This window comes from Methylophilus methylotrophus DSM 46235 = ATCC 53528 (genome assembly GCF_000378225.1).
Taxonomy (GTDB): Bacteria; Pseudomonadota; Gammaproteobacteria; order Burkholderiales; family Methylophilaceae; genus Methylophilus; species Methylophilus methylotrophus.
Genome location: NZ_KB905147.1, coordinates 60,107 through 76,852, shown reverse-complemented (window position 1 = coordinate 76,852; position 16,746 = coordinate 60,107). Strand labels below are relative to the sequence as shown.

The 16,746-nt window shown below is 50.5% G+C and carries 19 protein-coding genes; 12 read left to right on the top strand and 7 right to left on the bottom strand.

The window, feature by feature from the left end; translation table 11 throughout:
• Positions 1–25: 25 nt before the first annotated feature.
• Genes F463_RS0113075 through ubiA form a run of 5 tightly spaced genes read left to right on the top strand, consistent with a single transcriptional unit; the run spans position 26 to position 3,898 of the window.
• Positions 26–808, top strand: a complete 783-nt coding sequence (locus tag F463_RS0113075; protein WP_018987553.1) for a thiazole synthase — start codon at positions 26–28, stop codon at positions 806–808.
• Positions 809–810: 2 nt separating this feature from the next.
• Complete coding sequence (gene apaG / locus F463_RS0113070; RefSeq protein ID WP_018987552.1) at positions 811–1,194, top strand: Co2+/Mg2+ efflux protein ApaG; 384 nt, start codon at positions 811–813, stop codon at positions 1,192–1,194.
• A 24-nt stretch (positions 1,195–1,218) separates the two neighbouring features.
• A complete protein-coding gene (mltA, locus tag F463_RS0113065) occupies positions 1,219–2,454 on the top strand; it encodes a murein transglycosylase A (RefSeq protein WP_018987551.1) in 1,236 nt (411 codons plus the stop codon).
• A 3-nt stretch (positions 2,455–2,457) separates the two neighbouring features.
• Positions 2,458–3,051 carry a chorismate--pyruvate lyase family protein gene (locus F463_RS14435; protein ID WP_245545250.1) on the top strand — a complete coding sequence of 198 codons (594 nt, stop codon included), beginning with the start codon at positions 2,458–2,460 and terminating at the stop codon, positions 3,049–3,051.
• Positions 3,035–3,898 (top strand): 4-hydroxybenzoate octaprenyltransferase, encoded by an 864-nt coding sequence (gene ubiA, locus F463_RS0113055; protein WP_018987549.1) that lies wholly within the window; start codon positions 3,035–3,037, stop codon positions 3,896–3,898. The genes F463_RS14435 and ubiA overlap by 17 nt, the downstream gene beginning before the upstream one ends.
• On the opposite strand, the gene F463_RS0113050 is transcribed toward ubiA, so the two are convergent.
• Positions 3,890–5,503 (bottom strand): hypothetical protein, encoded by a 1,614-nt coding sequence (locus F463_RS0113050; protein WP_245545248.1) that lies wholly within the window; start codon positions 5,501–5,503, stop codon positions 3,890–3,892. The two genes, ubiA and F463_RS0113050, sit on opposite strands and share 9 nt — an antisense overlap.
• Positions 5,504–5,804: 301 nt before the next feature.
• Here F463_RS0113050 and rplM point away from each other — a divergent pair, with 301 nt between their 5' ends.
• The 6 genes from rplM (at position 5,805) to erpA (ending at position 9,048) form a co-directional block, all read left to right on the top strand.
• On the top strand, positions 5,805–6,233 hold the full coding sequence (rplM, locus tag F463_RS0113045) for a 50S ribosomal protein L13 (RefSeq protein ID WP_018987547.1): 429 nt from the start codon (positions 5,805–5,807) through the stop codon (positions 6,231–6,233).
• Positions 6,234–6,255: 22 nt separating this feature from the next.
• Positions 6,256–6,648 (top strand): 30S ribosomal protein S9, encoded by a 393-nt coding sequence (gene rpsI / locus F463_RS0113040; RefSeq protein WP_018987546.1) that lies wholly within the window; start codon positions 6,256–6,258, stop codon positions 6,646–6,648.
• Between the two features lie 118 nt (positions 6,649–6,766).
• Positions 6,767–7,813, top strand: coding sequence for an N-acetyl-gamma-glutamyl-phosphate reductase (gene argC, locus F463_RS0113035; RefSeq protein WP_018987545.1), 1,047 nt, complete (start codon positions 6,767–6,769; stop codon positions 7,811–7,813).
• A complete protein-coding gene (locus F463_RS0113030) occupies positions 7,813–8,175 on the top strand; it encodes a hypothetical protein (RefSeq protein WP_018987544.1) in 363 nt (120 codons plus the stop codon). Before argC ends, F463_RS0113030 begins: the two co-directional genes overlap by 1 nt.
• 68 nt (positions 8,176–8,243) lie before the next feature.
• Positions 8,244–8,639: a bactofilin family protein gene (locus F463_RS0113025; protein WP_018987543.1), complete on the top strand. Its 396-nt coding sequence runs from the start codon at positions 8,244–8,246 to the stop codon at positions 8,637–8,639.
• Between the two features lie 52 nt (positions 8,640–8,691).
• Entirely contained in the window at positions 8,692–9,048 is a 357-nt protein-coding gene (erpA, locus tag F463_RS0113020; protein ID WP_018987542.1) for an iron-sulfur cluster insertion protein ErpA, read from the top strand.
• A gap of 60 nt (positions 9,049–9,108) precedes the next feature.
• On the opposite strand, the gene gltA is transcribed toward erpA, so the two are convergent.
• Together gltA and F463_RS0113010 are read right to left on the bottom strand one after the other, a co-directional pair.
• The gene (gene gltA / locus F463_RS0113015; RefSeq protein ID WP_018987541.1) at positions 9,109–10,398 is read right to left on the bottom strand and encodes a citrate synthase; all 1,290 of its coding nucleotides are present in this window, start codon (positions 10,396–10,398) and stop codon (positions 9,109–9,111) included.
• A 163-nt stretch (positions 10,399–10,561) separates the two neighbouring features.
• The gene (locus tag F463_RS0113010; protein WP_026295581.1) at positions 10,562–11,689 is read right to left on the bottom strand and encodes an anhydro-N-acetylmuramic acid kinase; all 1,128 of its coding nucleotides are present in this window, start codon (positions 11,687–11,689) and stop codon (positions 10,562–10,564) included.
• Positions 11,690–11,804: 115 nt separating this feature from the next.
• Between F463_RS0113010 and tyrS the strand changes: the two genes are divergently transcribed.
• The gene (tyrS, locus tag F463_RS0113005) at positions 11,805–13,040 is read left to right on the top strand and encodes a tyrosine--tRNA ligase (protein ID WP_018987539.1); all 1,236 of its coding nucleotides are present in this window, start codon (positions 11,805–11,807) and stop codon (positions 13,038–13,040) included.
• Positions 13,041–13,085: 45 nt separating this feature from the next.
• On the opposite strand, the gene F463_RS0113000 is transcribed toward tyrS, so the two are convergent.
• The 4 genes from F463_RS0113000 to lptC are packed head-to-tail and all read right to left on the bottom strand — an operon-like array spanning position 13,086 to position 16,726.
• Entirely contained in the window at positions 13,086–14,636 is a 1,551-nt protein-coding gene (locus F463_RS0113000) for an RNA polymerase factor sigma-54 (RefSeq protein ID WP_018987538.1), read from the bottom strand.
• A gap of 6 nt (positions 14,637–14,642) precedes the next feature.
• Complete coding sequence (lptB, locus tag F463_RS0112995; protein WP_018987537.1) at positions 14,643–15,389, bottom strand: LPS export ABC transporter ATP-binding protein; 747 nt, start codon at positions 15,387–15,389, stop codon at positions 14,643–14,645.
• Positions 15,390–15,400: 11 nt separating this feature from the next.
• Positions 15,401–16,057 (bottom strand): lipopolysaccharide transport periplasmic protein LptA, encoded by a 657-nt coding sequence (gene lptA, locus F463_RS0112990; protein ID WP_018987536.1) that lies wholly within the window; start codon positions 16,055–16,057, stop codon positions 15,401–15,403.
• Between the two features lie 15 nt (positions 16,058–16,072).
• Positions 16,073–16,726 carry an LPS export ABC transporter periplasmic protein LptC gene (gene lptC / locus F463_RS0112985; RefSeq protein ID WP_018987535.1) on the bottom strand — a complete coding sequence of 218 codons (654 nt, stop codon included), beginning with the start codon at positions 16,724–16,726 and terminating at the stop codon, positions 16,073–16,075.
• Positions 16,727–16,746 lie beyond the last annotated feature (20 nt).

The window sequence follows — 16,746 nt, the reverse complement described above, 5'->3', positions numbered from 1 at the left end:
AAAGAGTGAATAGAGAGTTTTGAATATGAGTGACGCTTTGGTAATCGCAGGTAAGAGTTATCAATCCCGCCTGTTGGTGGGTACCGGTAAATATAAGGATTTTACGCAGACGCGTGCTGCGATTGACGCCAGTGGTGCTGAAATTATCACAGTGGCTATCCGCCGGACGAATATTGGCCAGAACGCCAACGAAGCTTCCTTGCTGGATTATTTGCCGCCCAGTGAATTTACTTATTTGCCGAATACGGCCGGGTGTTACAGCGCAGAGGAGGCTGTAAGAACCTTGCGCCTTGCGCGCGAGTTGCTGGATGATCATAAATTGGTCAAGCTGGAAGTGCTAGGTGATCCGAATACGCTATACCCCAATGTGACAGAAACCATTGCAGCAGCCAAAACCCTGGTCAAGGAGGGTTTTGAGGTGATGGTGTATACCTCGGATGACCCGATTATCGCGAAACAATTGGAAGACATTGGCTGTGTGGCCGTGATGCCACTGGCATCATTGATTGGTTCCGGCATGGGGATTTTAAACCCGTGGAACCTGCAGATTATTATTGAAAACGCCAAAATTCCTGTACTGGTAGATGCGGGCGTGGGTTGCGCGTCGGATGCTGCGATTGCCATGGAACTCGGGTGTGCCGGGGTGTTGATGAATACAGCGATTGCCGCCGCACGTGATCCTGTGCTGATGGCCAGTGCTATGAAAAAAGCGATTGAGGCTGGGAGAGAGTCGTTCCTGGCTGGGCGTATGGCGAAAAAACTCTATTCAGCCAGCCCCAGTTCCCCCACCACAGGTATGATAGGTTAATCGTGACAGACCAGGGCATATACGCATGTGAAGTGTCGGTAGTGACCGAGTACCTTGAGGCGCAATCTTCACCTGAGGCAGCGCAGTATGTGTATGCTTATACCATCACGATCCGTAATGTTGGCAAAATTTCGTCACAACTCATCAGCCGCCACTGGGTGATTACTGATGCACTGCAACAGGTGCGCGAGGTAAAAGGATTAGGCGTTGTCGGCGAACAGCCGTTGCTGTCGCCTGGTGCTGAGTACAGCTATACCAGCAGTGTCATGTTCAGTACACCGAGTGGCGAAATGTATGGCACATACCAAATGGTGGCTGTGGACGGTCACTGGTTTGAGGTGGATATCCCGACGTTTTGGCTGCATCAGGCGGCTGGCCTGCATTGATGCTATGCCTACCAAATTCTTTTAATGAAATCACTTCAATTGATACGCATCAATCACTTTTTCAATCTCCGTCAATGCTTGGTACTGCTAGCTGCATTATGGCTGGCTGGTTGTCAAAGCGTGCCCTCCACGCGCCAGCCCTCTGTGCCTGGCAAAGCGCCAGCACCTGAAAAGCCGGCTGCGGCCACAGTTGCACCACCCGCACAACCGTATGCACTGCTCAAAAATGCCAGCTGGACTGATGTGCCGGGTCTGGCAAACGAAGATTGGGCGGCCAGCTGGCAGGCATGGTTGCAAAGCTGCCAGGGGTTGAAGAATAAAACGGACTGGCAAGCCGTGTGCCAGACCGCCCTCACTGTCAGGGCTGAAGACCCGGTTGCCATCCAGGCTTACTGGCAACAATATTTCAATGTTTACCAAACGCAGCAGGTTGATGGTGGACAACAAGGGTTGATCACAGGCTATTACCAGCCAGTGTTGAAAGGTGCACGCAATCCGAGTTCCCGTTATCCGGTACCGCTGTATAAAGTCCCTGCAGACCTGATAACGGTCAATTTATCGGCATTGTTCCCTGAGCTTAAATACAAGCGTGTACGTGGCCGTGTGCAAGGGCAGTCGCTTGTGCCGTATTACACACGTTCAGAAATTGAACAGAGCCAGTCACCGCTGGCGGGAAATGAATTATTGTGGGTGAACGATGCCGTAGAAGCCTTTTTCCTGCAAGTGCAGGGTTCGGGCATCGTTGAACTGGAAAGCGGTGAACGCTTGCCTGTGGGTTACGCTGACCAGAACGGTCATCCTTACCAGTCGATAGGCAAGCTGTTGGTCGAACGCGGCGAGATGGTGGCGAGCGAGGCTTCCATGCAGGGCATCAAGAATTGGGGACAACAGCATCCTGACCAGTTACGCGCTTTGCTGGACGCGAATCCCAGTTACGTGTTTTTTAAATTATTACCTGCAGGACTATCTGGCCCGTTGGGCGCGCTTGGTGTGCCTTTGACAGCTTCGCGTAGTATCGCGGTAGACCCATTTTATATTCCACTCGGTGCACCTGTTTTTCTTGCCAGTTCTTATCCAAATACACAGGAACCCTTACAGCAGTTGATGCTGGCGCAGGATACCGGAGGTGCCATTAAAGGTGGCGTGCGCGCGGATGTGTATTGGGGGGAAGGCGAAGCCGCTGGCAAGCTGGCAGGCGCCATGCGCCAGCAAGGCCAGTTGTGGGTGTGGTTGCCTAAAACCTTCCCATTGCCGCACTAGTCTATGCACAGAATGCAATTTCGCTATGATTCCAGGTGGCAACCTCGTATCGTTGGCCAGCTGGCATTGCGCCCCTGGTTACAGGAAAGAGGTTCTTTAACGGCAAGGCTCAAACGGAACTATCCGGACTTCTCAGTGAAGGTACTTTCTCAAGCTTGGCGTAAGCCAAATATGGATGAGCAGGCATTATTGCATTTGCCAGCAGCCACTCGTGCCTGGGTGCGTGAGGTCATGCTCATGGGAGAGGGGCGGCCGCAGGTGTTTGCGCATAGCGTGATCTCGCGCAAGGATTTGCGAGGTGCCTGGCACGGGTTGCGTAGTATTGGCCGTGTGCCTTTGGGCGCCTCGCTGTTTGCTGATGCCAAGGTAAGCCGAGGTCGTTTGCATTATCGTAAGTTACCCGTCAAGCATCCGCTACGCCAAGCCCTTTGCTGCTATTTTCCATCAGCTCGACCACAAATGTTATGGGCCAGGCGTTCATTATTCAGTTTGCGGCATTATCGTTTGCTGGTGACAGAAGTCTTTTTGCCAGCTTGTGTCCATCAGCCCAGTCAGTATTACTCATCAGAAACAGGTGTCTATGCAATTGCCCGCTAAATGGCATGCTTATTACCGGCTGACGCGCCTTGATAAACCGATCGGCATATGGCTGTTACTCTGGCCCACTTTGTGGGGCCTGCTGATTGCAGGACAAGGGTCACCCCAGCCGTGGGTGGTTACGGTGTTTGTACTGGGGACAATACTAATGCGTTCGGCAGGCTGTGCGCTCAATGATATTGCTGACCGGCATTGGGATGGTGCTGTGGCGCGGACAAAATTGCGGCCGCTGGCAACTGATGAGATTTCAGTAAAAGAAGCTTATGGTGTGGCGCTTGGCCTCACCCTATTCGCATTTTTGCTGGTATGTACGCTGGGCTGGCACGTGGTGGTATGGTCTGTCCCGGCCTTGTTTCTGGCAGTAAGCTATCCTTATACCAAACGCTTCTTTGCAATTCCGCAAGCTTATCTTGGCATTGCTTTTGGTTTTGGTATCCCGATGTCTTTTGTGGCTTTGCAGGGGATGGTGCCTGCCATTGCCTGGTGGGTGTTACTGGCCAATGTGTTCTGGTCGGTAGCTTATGATACCGCTTATGCCATGGTAGACCGGGCAGACGACCTCAAGATAGGTATTCGCTCTTCGGCGATTACGTTTGGCCGTTTTGATGTGCTGGCCGTGATGGCGTGTTTTGTTGCCATGCTGCTGATACTTGCGGGGGTGGCGCGTGAGATGGCCCTAGGATGGCCTTTCTGGCTGGGCTGGGCCGCTGCTGCCGTTCAAGTGGTGCGGCAGTATACGCTTATCCGGCATCGCGAGCCTAGGGAGTGTTTTAAAGCATTCCTGGAAAATGTCTGGATTGGCGCGGCGCTCACAGCCGGTATTGCTGCTGCCTATTGGTTAGGCTGATTTACGTAAGGTAGAGGCCTCATCAAGCTCGAATGTGAAATCTGTCCAATACTGGAAAGGGGTATGTTCGGCTGGCGCCAGAATATAGATGTCTTCTGATAGTTTTTGCAACTCACGCAAATTGCCGCTGAGAGGCTCTTCCCCTGGATGAGCAGATTTTGGTGCCGGAGGGACAGCCGGCAAGTTTTGTGTCTGGCAGGCAATTTCCTTTAATAGCATCAAGTCTTCAAACACGCTGCGTTCAAAGCCCATGCGGGGCACCAGGCGTGTGTTATAAACCAGATCGTCAATCAGGGCAATCACTTGTGGTGTTCCCCAGGCCTGCTGCAGAGCCTTCATGACCCGTGGAAAAGATTCAATCCCTTGTTGTTTCAGGTCTGGCGAGCGTTCCACATTCAAATTGAAATGTTTGCGGCACTCGCCGGCAACGATATCAAACTCTTGTTGCTTGCCTTCCTTGGATAGCAAATCCAACAGATACAGCCACATCCAGGGGGAGCATTTGGGGTGCTGAGTGAGGTGTTGCTGCAAGTGCTCTATCGCCTGGTTCACACGTCCATGCGTAAACAAACGCGATGCATCCTGCATCACTGCTTGTGTACTTTGCTGTGAGCTGAGTTTTTGCGGAACCAGGTATGGCGCGACAGTGTCATCATTCGCATGCATGGGTACCGACTTGAGGCGGCTGGTAGACTTGCCCTGGGACGGTGGTTGCGTGGCCGGATTGGTTGCCTGATTATTTTCTGGGTGCATGGTGGGGGTGAAATGTTGACCTGGCCGAGTCGTGGGCCCGGCGGCAGTGTCAGTTCTACTGGACGATTCACTATTCTGAAGTTTACGTGACTTGATCACTTTGGGAGAGGCTGAGTTTCTGCGTAACCAGTCTGCGAAGAAAAATCCACTGGCAATCAGGCCAAATCCCAATGCCATCACAAGAGTACGCAATAAGTGGTTTTCGTTTTGCAACTGCGTGAGTTGGGTTTTCAAGGAGGCCAATATATTGGCTTGCGCCAAGTTGCTGGCGTATAACATATCCGACTTCGTTTGTAGTTGCTTAAAGCCGTCCTGCAACTCGTTAATTTGCGCCTGCAGTGCCGTATAGGCTTCAACCGGGATCGTTGGTACCGGTTCAGAAGGTATTTCTTCCGTGACAGCTGTTACCCCCTGAGTGGCGGGCGGTATGGATTCCTTGGGTGGGGTAGCATTAGAGACTGTAACTGTATTGTCAGCGTGTATGGTCAATGTCTGCTGGGTGTGCTGGCAGCGATCGATGAGGGTGAGCGATTGCACGCTGGCGATAACGCTTTCAGACCACAGAATCAATGATGCTTGCTGGTTGCCCAGCGTGGTGTATTCCAAATTTACTTGTGCATCAGTGGGAGATTGCTTGAGGCTGAAGCAACTGATATCGGTGTCTGGAGTGACATGGTTAAGGGATAGCTGTGCCAGTAATGGCTGGCCTGGGCCGGATTCAATGCTGATGCTATTCAGTTCGGCCGCTTGCGAAATCGTAGTGGATCCAAATAACAGGGAAGCAAATACCCATGGCCACCATGCGGCAAGAAAAAACGGCTGTTTTTTAACCTTGAATATCCCTGAAAGCATGCAAATTATTTTAATATATGGCTTATGCAGAAAGTAAAAACCTGAGCTAATATAGCACTGGTTTGCAATTATCCTCAAAAAAACATTCAATATTTGCTGTAAAAGCATGTTTTATTTGAGTTTTTCAAAAAAAATGATGGCAAAAACGCCACAAAGCTGCGCCATTTTTCTAGCGCCCTACCGAGAGAGCGGATCTTCTAATCAGCATTTGATTATTTTAGAATAATCCGTTGACAACCTTTCTCAAGCTAGCATATAATCCGCCCTCTTAATTTATACGCTATAACTCGGTAGTTATAAAATGAAAACTTTTTCAGCAAAATCGCATGAAGTACAACGTGACTGGTTCGTGATTGACGCCACTGACTTGGTATTGGGTCGTTTGGCCAGCGCAATCGCTCATCGTCTGCGTGGTAAGCATAAAGCTATTTACACACCGCACGTAGATACAGGCGACTACATTATCGTAGTCAATGCGGACAAAATTAAAGTAACCGGTAACAAGGCTGGCGACAAACTGTACCACCGTCACTCCGGTTATCCAGGCGGTATCACCACCACTTCATTCTCCAAAATGCAAGACCGTTTCCCAGGCCGTGCGTTGGAAAAAGCGGTCAAAGGCATGTTGCCAAAAGGTCCTTTGGGCTATGCCATGATCAAGAAAATGAAAGTGTATGCTGGCGACAAGCACGAGCATTCTGCGCAACAACCGCAACCATTAACCATCTAATTTAAGACGATTAGGATAAAACATGATCGGTAAATACAACTACGGCACAGGCCGCCGCAAGAGTTCAGTGGCACGTGTGTTCATTAAGTCCGGTAGTGGCAATATCGTTGTTAACGACAAGCCAGCTGACGTTTACTTCTCACGCGAAACTTCTCGCATGATTTTGCGTCAACCATTGGAATTGACTAACAACACTGCAACTTTTGACATTTTGGTCAATGTGCACGGTGGTGGTGAGTCCGGTCAGGCTGGTGCAGTGCGTCACGGCATTACCCGTGCTTTGATTGACTACGATGCAGCTTTGAAGAGCGCATTGTCTCACGCTGGTTTTGTGACACGCGATGCACGTGAAGTTGAACGTAAGAAGGTCGGCCTGCGCAAAGCGCGTCGTCGCAAACAGTTCTCCAAGCGTTAATTTTCAGCGTTTGTTACAAACCTGTTGTGCAAAAAGGTCGCATTGGCGACCTTTTTCATTTATATTGTTTAACTTTTTATGCGGTGGTCTTCATTGATCTTGCATCTGGTTTAAGGTTATGGAAAAAATCAAGGTTGGCATTGTAGGTGGCACGGGCTATACCGGCGTTGAGTTGCTGCGTCTGCTGGCAAGGCACCCAAATGTGCAATTGCAAGTGATTACTTCTCGTGGCGAGGCTGGGTTGCCGGTGTCAGATATGTTCCCCAGTTTGCGTGGCGTGGTGGATCTCGCTTTCAGCGATCCTGCCACTGTAGACCTGACGCAATGTGATGTGGTGTTTTTTGCGACCCCGCATGGCGTTGCTATGGCACAAGCCCCTGCGCTGGTGGCTGCGGGCGTCAAAGTCATTGATCTGGCCGCGGATTTCCGCCTGCAGGATGCAGCCGAATTTGAGAAGTGGTACAAACTGCCACATGGCTGCACAGATATCTTGAAGAGTGCGGTATATGGCTTGCCTGAGCTGTATGCCACGGATGTACAGCAGGCCCAGGTGATTGGTAACCCTGGCTGCTATCCGACCACCGTATTGCTGGGCCTGGCACCATTGCTGGAAAATGGCTGGATTGATTTCTCCGTGCCTATCATTGCCGATGCCAAGTCTGGTGTGTCTGGCGCGGGCAGGAAGGCCGAAGTAGGGACTTTGTTTTCCGAAGCAAGTGATAACCTCAAGGCGTATGGCGTTGCCGGTCACAGGCACCATCCGGAAATCCTGGCCCAGTTAAAGAAACTGTCAGGCAATCAAGCAGTCAACCTGATATTCGTGCCGCACCTGATTCCTATGATCCGTGGCATGCTGACCACTCTGCACGTGAAACTCAATGCACAAGGCAAGCACCAGAGTTTGCAGCAAGTATATGAACAGCGTTACCAGACATCAACCTTTGTGGATGTGATGCCTGCTGGTGCACTGCCTGAAACACGCTCGGTACGTGGTTCCAACTTCTTGCGGATCGCACTATACCCACAGGCCGGCGATTATGTCACAATCATTGTTGTACAGGACAATCTGGTTAAAGGCGCATCCGGCCAGGCCGTGCAGAATATGAATTTGATGTTTAACCTGGCGCAAGACGCAGGTTTGCAAGTGCTGCCGTTGTTGCCGTAATGATCAGGCCGATACGCAGACGACTCAGAAACCACTTCGGCCTGACTGCCAAACAGGTCGCGGTGCGCTCGCATAGGCCTTGGTATTTTCAGAGCATGCTGGCGGTCATTTATGTGCTTGTGGGCTTTGCGTTGGCTTATTGGGCGTTACATGATGATGACACTGAAAACATACGTCATCGGTTACAGCAAGTCACTGCAGAAAATATTGAATTGCAAAAAAAACTGATTGCCTCACAACGTGAATTGCAAGTCGAGCTGGCGACCAGTAATAATCTGGCTAAAACATTAACCGCACAGCAGGACGAAACCATTAAACTGAAGGAAGAGTTGGTCTTTTACAAGAACATGACCAAGCGTTAGCAGGCTGCATGATATGACTGCTCGAGAATACGCATAGCCATTGAAGTTAATTCGGAACAGGAAGTCGCATGTTTTTCAAGAAAAGCGTTCAAATCGATAGCCACATTGATACCTTGATCGGGCACGAAACACAGATCAATGGCAATATGCAATTTGCCGGTGGTTTAAGGGTGGATGGTTTGATTGCTGGGAATGTCATCGAAAAACGCGAGCACCCCAGTACCTTGATTATCAGCGAAAACGGTGCTGTGACTGGGGCAGTTGAGGCTTCCAAAATTGTCTTGAACGGCATGATACGTGGTCCGGTCAGATCTTCAGTCTTTATTGAGCTACAGAGTAAGGCGAGGATTGTGGGTGACTTGTACTACAAGTCACTCGAAATGCATACGGGCGCAGTGATTGAAGGAAAATTGATTTACCTGGGGGAGCAGCCAGAAGTTGTTACTCCAGAAGAAGCGACTTGAAATTAAAGAGATCGTCGCCATATTGTTATTGAGAATTTAATAGGAGTCTATGATGACCGCAGAAGCCACCCTTGAAATGCCTAGTCCTTTGGTATTTACTGATAATGCCGCTAAAAAGGTCAAAGAACTGATTGATGAAGAAGGCAGCCCCGATTTGAAATTACGCGTATTTGTCAGCGGTGGTGGTTGCTCCGGTTTTCAGTATGGGTTCACCTTTGAAGAAGAAGTGAACGACGATGACACGCAAGTAGACAAAGATGGCGTGACGCTGTTGATTGACCCGATGAGCCTGCAATACCTCATGGGCGCTGAAATCGACTATACCGATAGTTTGCAAGGCTCACAGTTTGTGATTCGCAACCCGAATGCCACCACTACCTGTGGTTGCGGCAGTTCCTTCTCGGTATAGGTTGAATAAAGCAATAAAAAAACGCCGGATAACTTCGGCGTTTTTTATGATGTATTAGCTCTAGCGCTGATGTAAAGGTACAAACTCCCGACGCTCTGAGCCCACATACAATTGGCGTGGTCGACCAATTTTCTGGTCAGGATCGGCGTTCATTTCACACCATTGGGAGATCCAGCCTGCGGTGCGGGCGAGGGCGAAAATGGCAGTAAACATCGAGTTAGGAATGCCCATCGCGCGCATGACGATGCCGCTGTAGAAGTCCACATTTGGATACAGTTTGCGTGAGACGAAATACTCATCTTCGAGCGCAATTTTTTCCAGTTCCATCGCTAGTTTGAACATCGGATCATCATGCAAACCTAGTTCGTTGAGCACCTCATGGCAGGTCTTGCGCATGATAGAGGCACGTGGGTCCATATTACGGTAAACGCGGTGACCAAAGCCCATGAGGCGGAAGCTGTCAGTTTTGTCTTTGGCGCGATTGATAAATTCACCAATGCGGCTGATGTCGCCGATTTCTTCCAGCATATTGAGGGTGGCTTCGTTGGCACCACCATGTGAGGGGCCCCACAGCGAAGCAATCCCCGCAGCGATACAGGCGAACGGGTTTGCACCGCTGGAACCTACCAGTCGCACCGTGGAGGTGGATGCATTTTGTTCATGGTCTGCATGCAGAATCAGAATGCGCTCAAACGCACGGGCCAGAATCGGGTTAGGCACATAGTCTTCACAGGGCGTGGCGAACATCATATGCATAAAGTTTTCGGCGTAACCCAAGTCGTTTTTTGGATACATGAATGGTTCGCCGATATTGTATTTGTAACTCCAGGCGGCGATGGTAGGCACCTTGGCCAACAGGCGCTTGGCGGCAATTTTGCGTGATTCCGGGTCTGTGACATTGTTATTGTCCGGGTAAAACGCTGCCATGGCGCCCACCACGGCAATCATGACGGCCATGGGGTGCGCATCACGGCGGAAACCTCGGAATACATTGCTCATCTGGTCATGCAACATGGTGTGCTTGCGGACAGTGCCGACAAACTCTTCACGTTGTTGCAAGGTGGGCAATTCCCCATGCAAAAGCAAATGTGAAACTTCCAGAAAGTCACAATTTTCTGCTAATTGTTCAATTGGATAGCCGCGGTAGTAAAGCAGGCCTTGCTCACCATCAATGAAGGTAATGCCAGAATTACAGGAGGCGGTAGACATAAACCCGGGGTCGAACGTGAAATAACCGTGTTTTCCCAGGCTGCGGATGTCGATGACATCCGTCCCCAGGGTGCCTTTTAATACCGGTAACTCAATCGAGGTGCTGTTGTTGTCAAAGGTAATGGTCGCTTTGGTAGCCATAAGGTACTCTGTTTCAGTCAAGGTTGTATAAATTATACGCAATCGTTTTTGAATATGGGTGTTAGTGCGGGAAATAGCCGGGAAAAGTTAAAAAATCGCCTTGAATCCTGCACCAGTTTAAATCAAACAGTGAGTGCACTTGCACTGCTTTAGTGTGTAAGGTCTATCCGGGGTAAACAGCCCCTAATATGCGTGGCCCTGCCGCACCGGTGACCGCTGGCAGATTACCAGGCAAGTGATCTATGCAACGTTGCGCCAGCCATGCAAAGGCAACGGCTTCCACCCAGTCTGCATCCACACCCAACACATCGGTGCGCTGTATCGAAAGGCCACACAGTGCTTGTAACCTGTCTATCAAGGCCAGATTATGTGCGCCCCCACCACAAACGTACACTTCTTCTGCGCCGGGGCAATATTGCTGCAAGGCCTGCGCAATGGTCACGGCAGTGAGCTCCAACAAGGTGCGTGCGATATTTTGGGGGGTGTCAGAGTGCATGGCCAGATGTTGCGCCAGCCATTTTTGGTTAAACAAGTCACGCCCCGTACTTTTTGGGATGGATTGTGCAAAATAAGGGTCTGACAACAGGGAGTGTAGCAGGCTTGGATTGAGTTCCCCTCTCACTGCCCATGCGCCACTGGCATCATAACTGTTACCGGTATGCTGTAATGTCCAGGCATCCATCAGCAGGTTGCCCGGGCCGGAGTCAAAGCCAGTCACTTTGCCATTCACCGGTAAATCACTGAGGTTAGCGATGCCGCCTATATTGACAATCATGCGGTGTTTATCAGGTGCAGCAAAGATGGCCTGGTGAAATGCGGGGACCAGCGGCGCGCCTTGACCGCCTGCAGCAATGTCACGGCTACGGAAATCACCTACGACCGTAATCCCGGTCAATTCGGCCAGACGGGCATGGTTGCCCAGCTGCAATGTATAGGCTTGTCCTGCTGTTAAATCAGGGCAGTGACGTACGGTTTGTCCGTGGCAGCCAATTGCAGTAATTTCGCCGGCTGTCAGGTTGGATGCAGACAATAAGCCATTGACCGCTTGTGCGTAAAGATCAGCGAGGCGGTTGGCGATGACCGCAGCCTGGTGTAATTCATGTTGTGCTGGCGTATGCAAATCAAGCAATGATTGCTTGAGGTCCGCCGGATAGGGCACGAAATATTGTCCTTGTTGCCTCACAAGTTCACCCTGCTGCGAGACGACAACCGCATCTACCCCATCCAGGCTGGTGCCGGACATCAGGCCAATAAACAGACGGGGGGAAGTGGGTAATGCAGGAGGATTCATAGACATAAGTTTAACACTGCCGTTGCCTGGCATACAGAAAAGCGCGGGATTACGTTAAAATAGCCGCTTTAACTTGATATCAAAGCGTGCCTCGAGCACGTTGCAGAAAATCTTTATGACAGACGTAACCCAATCCTCAGCCGCCGAAGTTTTAAGTCCGGAAATCGTGCAAGCGCTGGCGATTATCAAGCGCGGGGCAGACGAGCTGCTGATCGAACAAGAGCTGGTGGAAAAACTGAAAACAGGCAAGCCACTCCGCGTGAAGGCAGGTTTTGACCCGACCGCACCAGACTTGCATTTGGGGCATACGGTGCTGATTAACAAATTGCGCCAGTTGCAGGATCTGGGGCACCAGATTTTATTCCTGATTGGTGACTTCACGGGCATGATTGGTGACCCCACTGGCAAAAGCGCCACGCGTCCACCGTTAACGATTGAGCAGGTCAAGACCAATGCCGATACCTATGCCGAACAGGTATTTAAAATCCTGGATCCGGCCAAGACCGAGATCGTATTCAATTCCAAATGGTTAAACGAACTGGGCGCAGCTGGCATGATCAAGCTGGCAGCCAGCCATACCGTGGCGCGCATGCTGGAGCGTGATGACTTCTCCAAGCGCTTTAAAGGTAATCAGCCGATTGCGATTCATGAGTTCTTGTATCCCTTATTGCAAGGCTATGACTCTGTCGCATTGCAGGCAGATTTGGAGTTAGGTGGCACCGACCAGAAATTCAACCTGCTGATGGGGCGTGAGTTGCAGAAGCAGGCTGGTCAGTCACAGCAATGTGTCCTCATGATGCCCCTGCTCGAAGGGTTGGATGGCGTCAACAAGATGTCCAAATCACTGGGTAACTATATCGGCATTAGTGAAGCCCCGGAAACGATTTTTGCCAAGATCATGTCCATTTCGGATGAGTTGATGTGGCGTTATATCGATTTGTTGTCTTTCGCATCATTGGAAACCATTGCACAATGGAAGGCCCAAGTAGCGGCTGGCGAAAATCCACGCAATATCAAGGTGGGGTTTGCACAGGAAGTCGTGGCGCGTTTTCATGGTCAGGCTGCAGCTGAAAAAGCCTTGCAGGATTTTCAGACACGTGCCAAAGGTGGTATCCCAGATGACGTGCCAGCGGTAGAAATCATTATCGAGAGTGACAGTATAGGCATTAGCCAGTTATTGAAGCAGGCGGGGCTGGTAGAAAGCACCAGTGAAGCAATGCGTGCAGTACAGCAGGGCGGCGTCAAGCTGGATAGCGTCAAGGTTGAAGACAAGAATCTACCATTGTCTAAAGGCGTGACGGTAGTCGCCCAAGTGGGCAAGCGCAAGTTTGCGAAAATCACGATTAAATAAAGACGCTCGAGCAATAAAAAAAGGCCGCATCTGCGGCCTTTTTGTTTAAAGCGATTTGCGTAAATTGGCGGGCGGAATATTTAAAGACTCACGGTATTTGGCAATGGTGCGGCGCGCGACCACAATGCCTTGTTGAGCCAATGTATCTGTGATCTGGTTATCCGAAAGCGGTTTTTTCGGATTTTCTTCGGCCACCATTTGCTTGATCAAGGCGCGGATGGCCGTCGCTGAGCAAGAGCCCCCCGCATCAGTCGCCACCGAACTGCCAAAGAAATATTTGAGCTCGTAAACGCCACGTGGTGTGAGCATATATTTATGCGTGGTGACCCGTGAAACAGTACTTTCATGCAAATCTAGCTCTTCGGCAATTTCACGAAGCACCAATGGCCGCATGGCAATGTCGCCATGCTCAAAGAAATTGCGCTGACGGTCTACAATCGCTTGCGACACGCGCAGAATGGTGGAGAAGCGCTGCTGGATATTTTTGATCATCCATTTCGCTTCCTGCATCTGGCTTTGCAGATACTGGCCTGAGCTTTCGCGGTTGCGTTTGAGGATGTCAGCATACAGCTGGTTGATCCGCAGTTTGGGAATCACGCCATCGTTGAGCGATGCGACCCAGATACCTTTGATTTTTTTGACCACCACATCATGCTGGATAAAGTGGTCGTGACTAAAGGTGGCAAATTCGCTGCCAGGTTTGGGGTTTTGCTGGCGTATCAGTTGTTGCGCACCTTTAAGTGCGGTTTCATCGCAACTGAGCAGTTTGCGCAGTTTGACAAAGTCTTTGTTGGCCAGGAGGGCCAAGTGATCTTTTGCGAGTGCCATGGCCGTACGTAAATAAGGCGTCTCTGCCGGCAAGTGTTGCAGTTGCAATAACAGGCATTCCCGCAAGTCACGGGCGCCGACACCTACCGGATCAAGATTCTGTATCAGTTTGAGTGCGGTCTCAAGTTCTAGCAGCTCGACTTCGAGCTCAATCGGCAGGTGTTCAACAATTTCCTGCAAGTCTTGCTCAAGGTAGCCGTCGTCATTAATGCTGTCGAGCAGTAACTTGACCAGCGTCATGTCCCGCTGTGACAAATGCGCCAGTTGAATCTGATCCAGCAAGTGCTCGCGCAGGCTGATATTGCTGGCATCCTGACGCGAAAAATCACTATCCTCATCATCAAGGTTGTTGCGGCCTGCCTCATCCCAGTTGCTGGTGCTGCCAAACTCCTCGTAATTATCTTCAAATTCGGGAGGATTGAATTCTTCGCTAAGATTAGCCAGTTCGCCTTCATTGCTGCCAAGTTCATCATGTAAGTCTTCGCGCAGCGTCTCGGCAGGTGCAGTAATTTCTTGCTGGGTGGCCAGGTCAAACGAGTTGGCATCGTCTGCATGGACTGATTCTATAGTTTCGGTAGGGGTTGCTGAATTGTCCTCAAACTCGCCTTCTTCTCCATCGGCCATCTCCAGCAACGGGTTTTCCTGAAGAATGGTTTCCAGCTCCTGGCTGAGCTCCAATGTGGATAACTGTAACAGACGGATAGACTGTTGTAGCTGCGGAGTCAGTGCCAGGTTTTGTGAAATGCGTAATTGCAGGTTTTGCTTCATAACAAATTACAACCTAAAGTTCTTACCCAGGTAAACTTCACGAACACCTTCATTCTGGATGATTTCGTCGGGTGTGCCAGCCGCAAACACGGCGCCTTCATTGACGATATATGCGCGATCACAAATGTCCAGAGTTTCGCGTACATTGTGGTCAGTGATCAAGATGCCAATATTCTGGCTGCTCAGGTAGCGGATGATTTTCTGGATCTCAATCACTGCAATTGGGTCAATCCCGGCAAAGGGCTCGTCCAGCAGGATGAATTTCGGGTCCGTGGCCAGGCATCGTGCGATTTCCACACGACGGCGCTCACCGCCAGACAAGCTCATGGCCTGGCTGTTGCGGATATGCTGGATATGCAGCTGATCCAGTAATGATTCCAGCCTTGCCTCACGCTCTTCGTCGTTATAGGGACGCGTTTCCAGAATGGACATAATATTGTCGGTGACCGACATTTTACGGAAGATGGAAGCCTCTTGCGGTAGGTAAGCGAGGCCCATGCGTGCGCGCTCATGCATGGGCGCGTGGCTGACATCAGCGCCATTCAGGCTGATTTCACCGTCGTCCAGGGCTACAAGTCCGACAATCATGTAAAAACTGGTGGTTTTACCAGCGCCATTAGGGCCCAGCAAACCAATGACTTCGCCGCTGTGAAGCTCCAACGTCGTGTTTTTCACCACTGTGCGGCCCTGATAGGCTTTTTTCAGGTGACTGACGTGTAAATGATTATGTTCTGATAAAGCGCTTGTCTGCATGGGCCAGGTCTTTACTGTTGCTCTTTCTTAGGTTCGCTGCCAGCATCGCTGGGCACCGGCTCAACTTTGAGTTGCAGTGAACGGTTCATGCGCAGGCCTTGCTGCGAATTGGGTTTGTTATCAATCACTGGCGGGGTGGTTTTGTTTTTCGGCTGGATGGTCGCCTTCACGCGACTGCCTGCGGTGCCATTCGGGTTGGCTTTGGTGCCACCGATCACTTCAGCATATTCAGCATTGGCGTCATAGCTGATGTAGTCGCCAGTTACGATATCTTCACCGCGTTTGACCCAGGCATTGGTATAAAGTTGTACCTTGTCCATGCGGGCGTTGTATTCAATACGCTGGCCACTGCCTTGCATCCACTCATCCTTGCCCGTGCGCTTTTGCTTGAAGGTGGTAGGGTTGCCCGTGCAGGTGCTATGCTGGAAACCATCCTGGTCTTCGCGCACAATCATTTTGTCAGCCTTGATCTGCAAGGTGCCCTGGTTGAGGATGACATTGCCTGTGTACACACTGATTTTCTTGGCGTCATTCACAGTCACCGTGTCAGCCTCCAGCTCAATAGGCTGGTCACGGTCCGATTCTTCAGCCAATACGCTGGTTGACCAATGTAGCAATGTCCATAAGGCCAAACAGCTGACATAAAATAATGGCTTGTGCGTATTCAACTCATTTCTCCAGAATCAACGACCCTTACGGTTTACTATTTCTTTCCGATTACCTGTTTTTTCGGCAGGTTTTGCCGGGGTTGCAGCTTTGGCTGCATCCGGTGCGCGCTCATAATGCACGTGAACCCGGTTAAATAATTGCGTGGTCTGTGCCTTGTTGTCAAAGCGTAGGCCGGTACCGGTAACGACGGTTGCCGGTTTTTGGTAAATCTTGACCGGTAAGTCGGTATAAGCGACTTCAGTATCGGGTTCCATGGTTAACTGTTCAGTGTGGAGCTGCATTTCACCCTTTTCGGCTGTGCCTTGACGGATCAATTTCACCTGCTTGTTAAACTCTACCAGTTTACCATTGGCGGAAATCTTTCCACGCTGACCATAAATTTGTGTGTATGGCTTGTCCAAGCCGAACTGGGTGAAACGCGGGCGTTTCAGTTCTGTGTAATCATTGTCCGGAAAGTGACGCATTTCTATCGCCGCCAGCACATATTTGGTATTGCCGGTCGCATTGGTTCGTGTGCTGACAAAGTTATGCAGCATATAGTCTGGGTCATGACGGTTCAAGCGGCTAATGCTGAGGCCCTGCTCCTGGACAGTCTGATTGATCCAGAATGTCAGAAGCGCTAAAAACAGCATTAACGCAATTGGCAATAGAATTGGGTGTTTAAGCATGCGTGAATTCCAGGAGACCA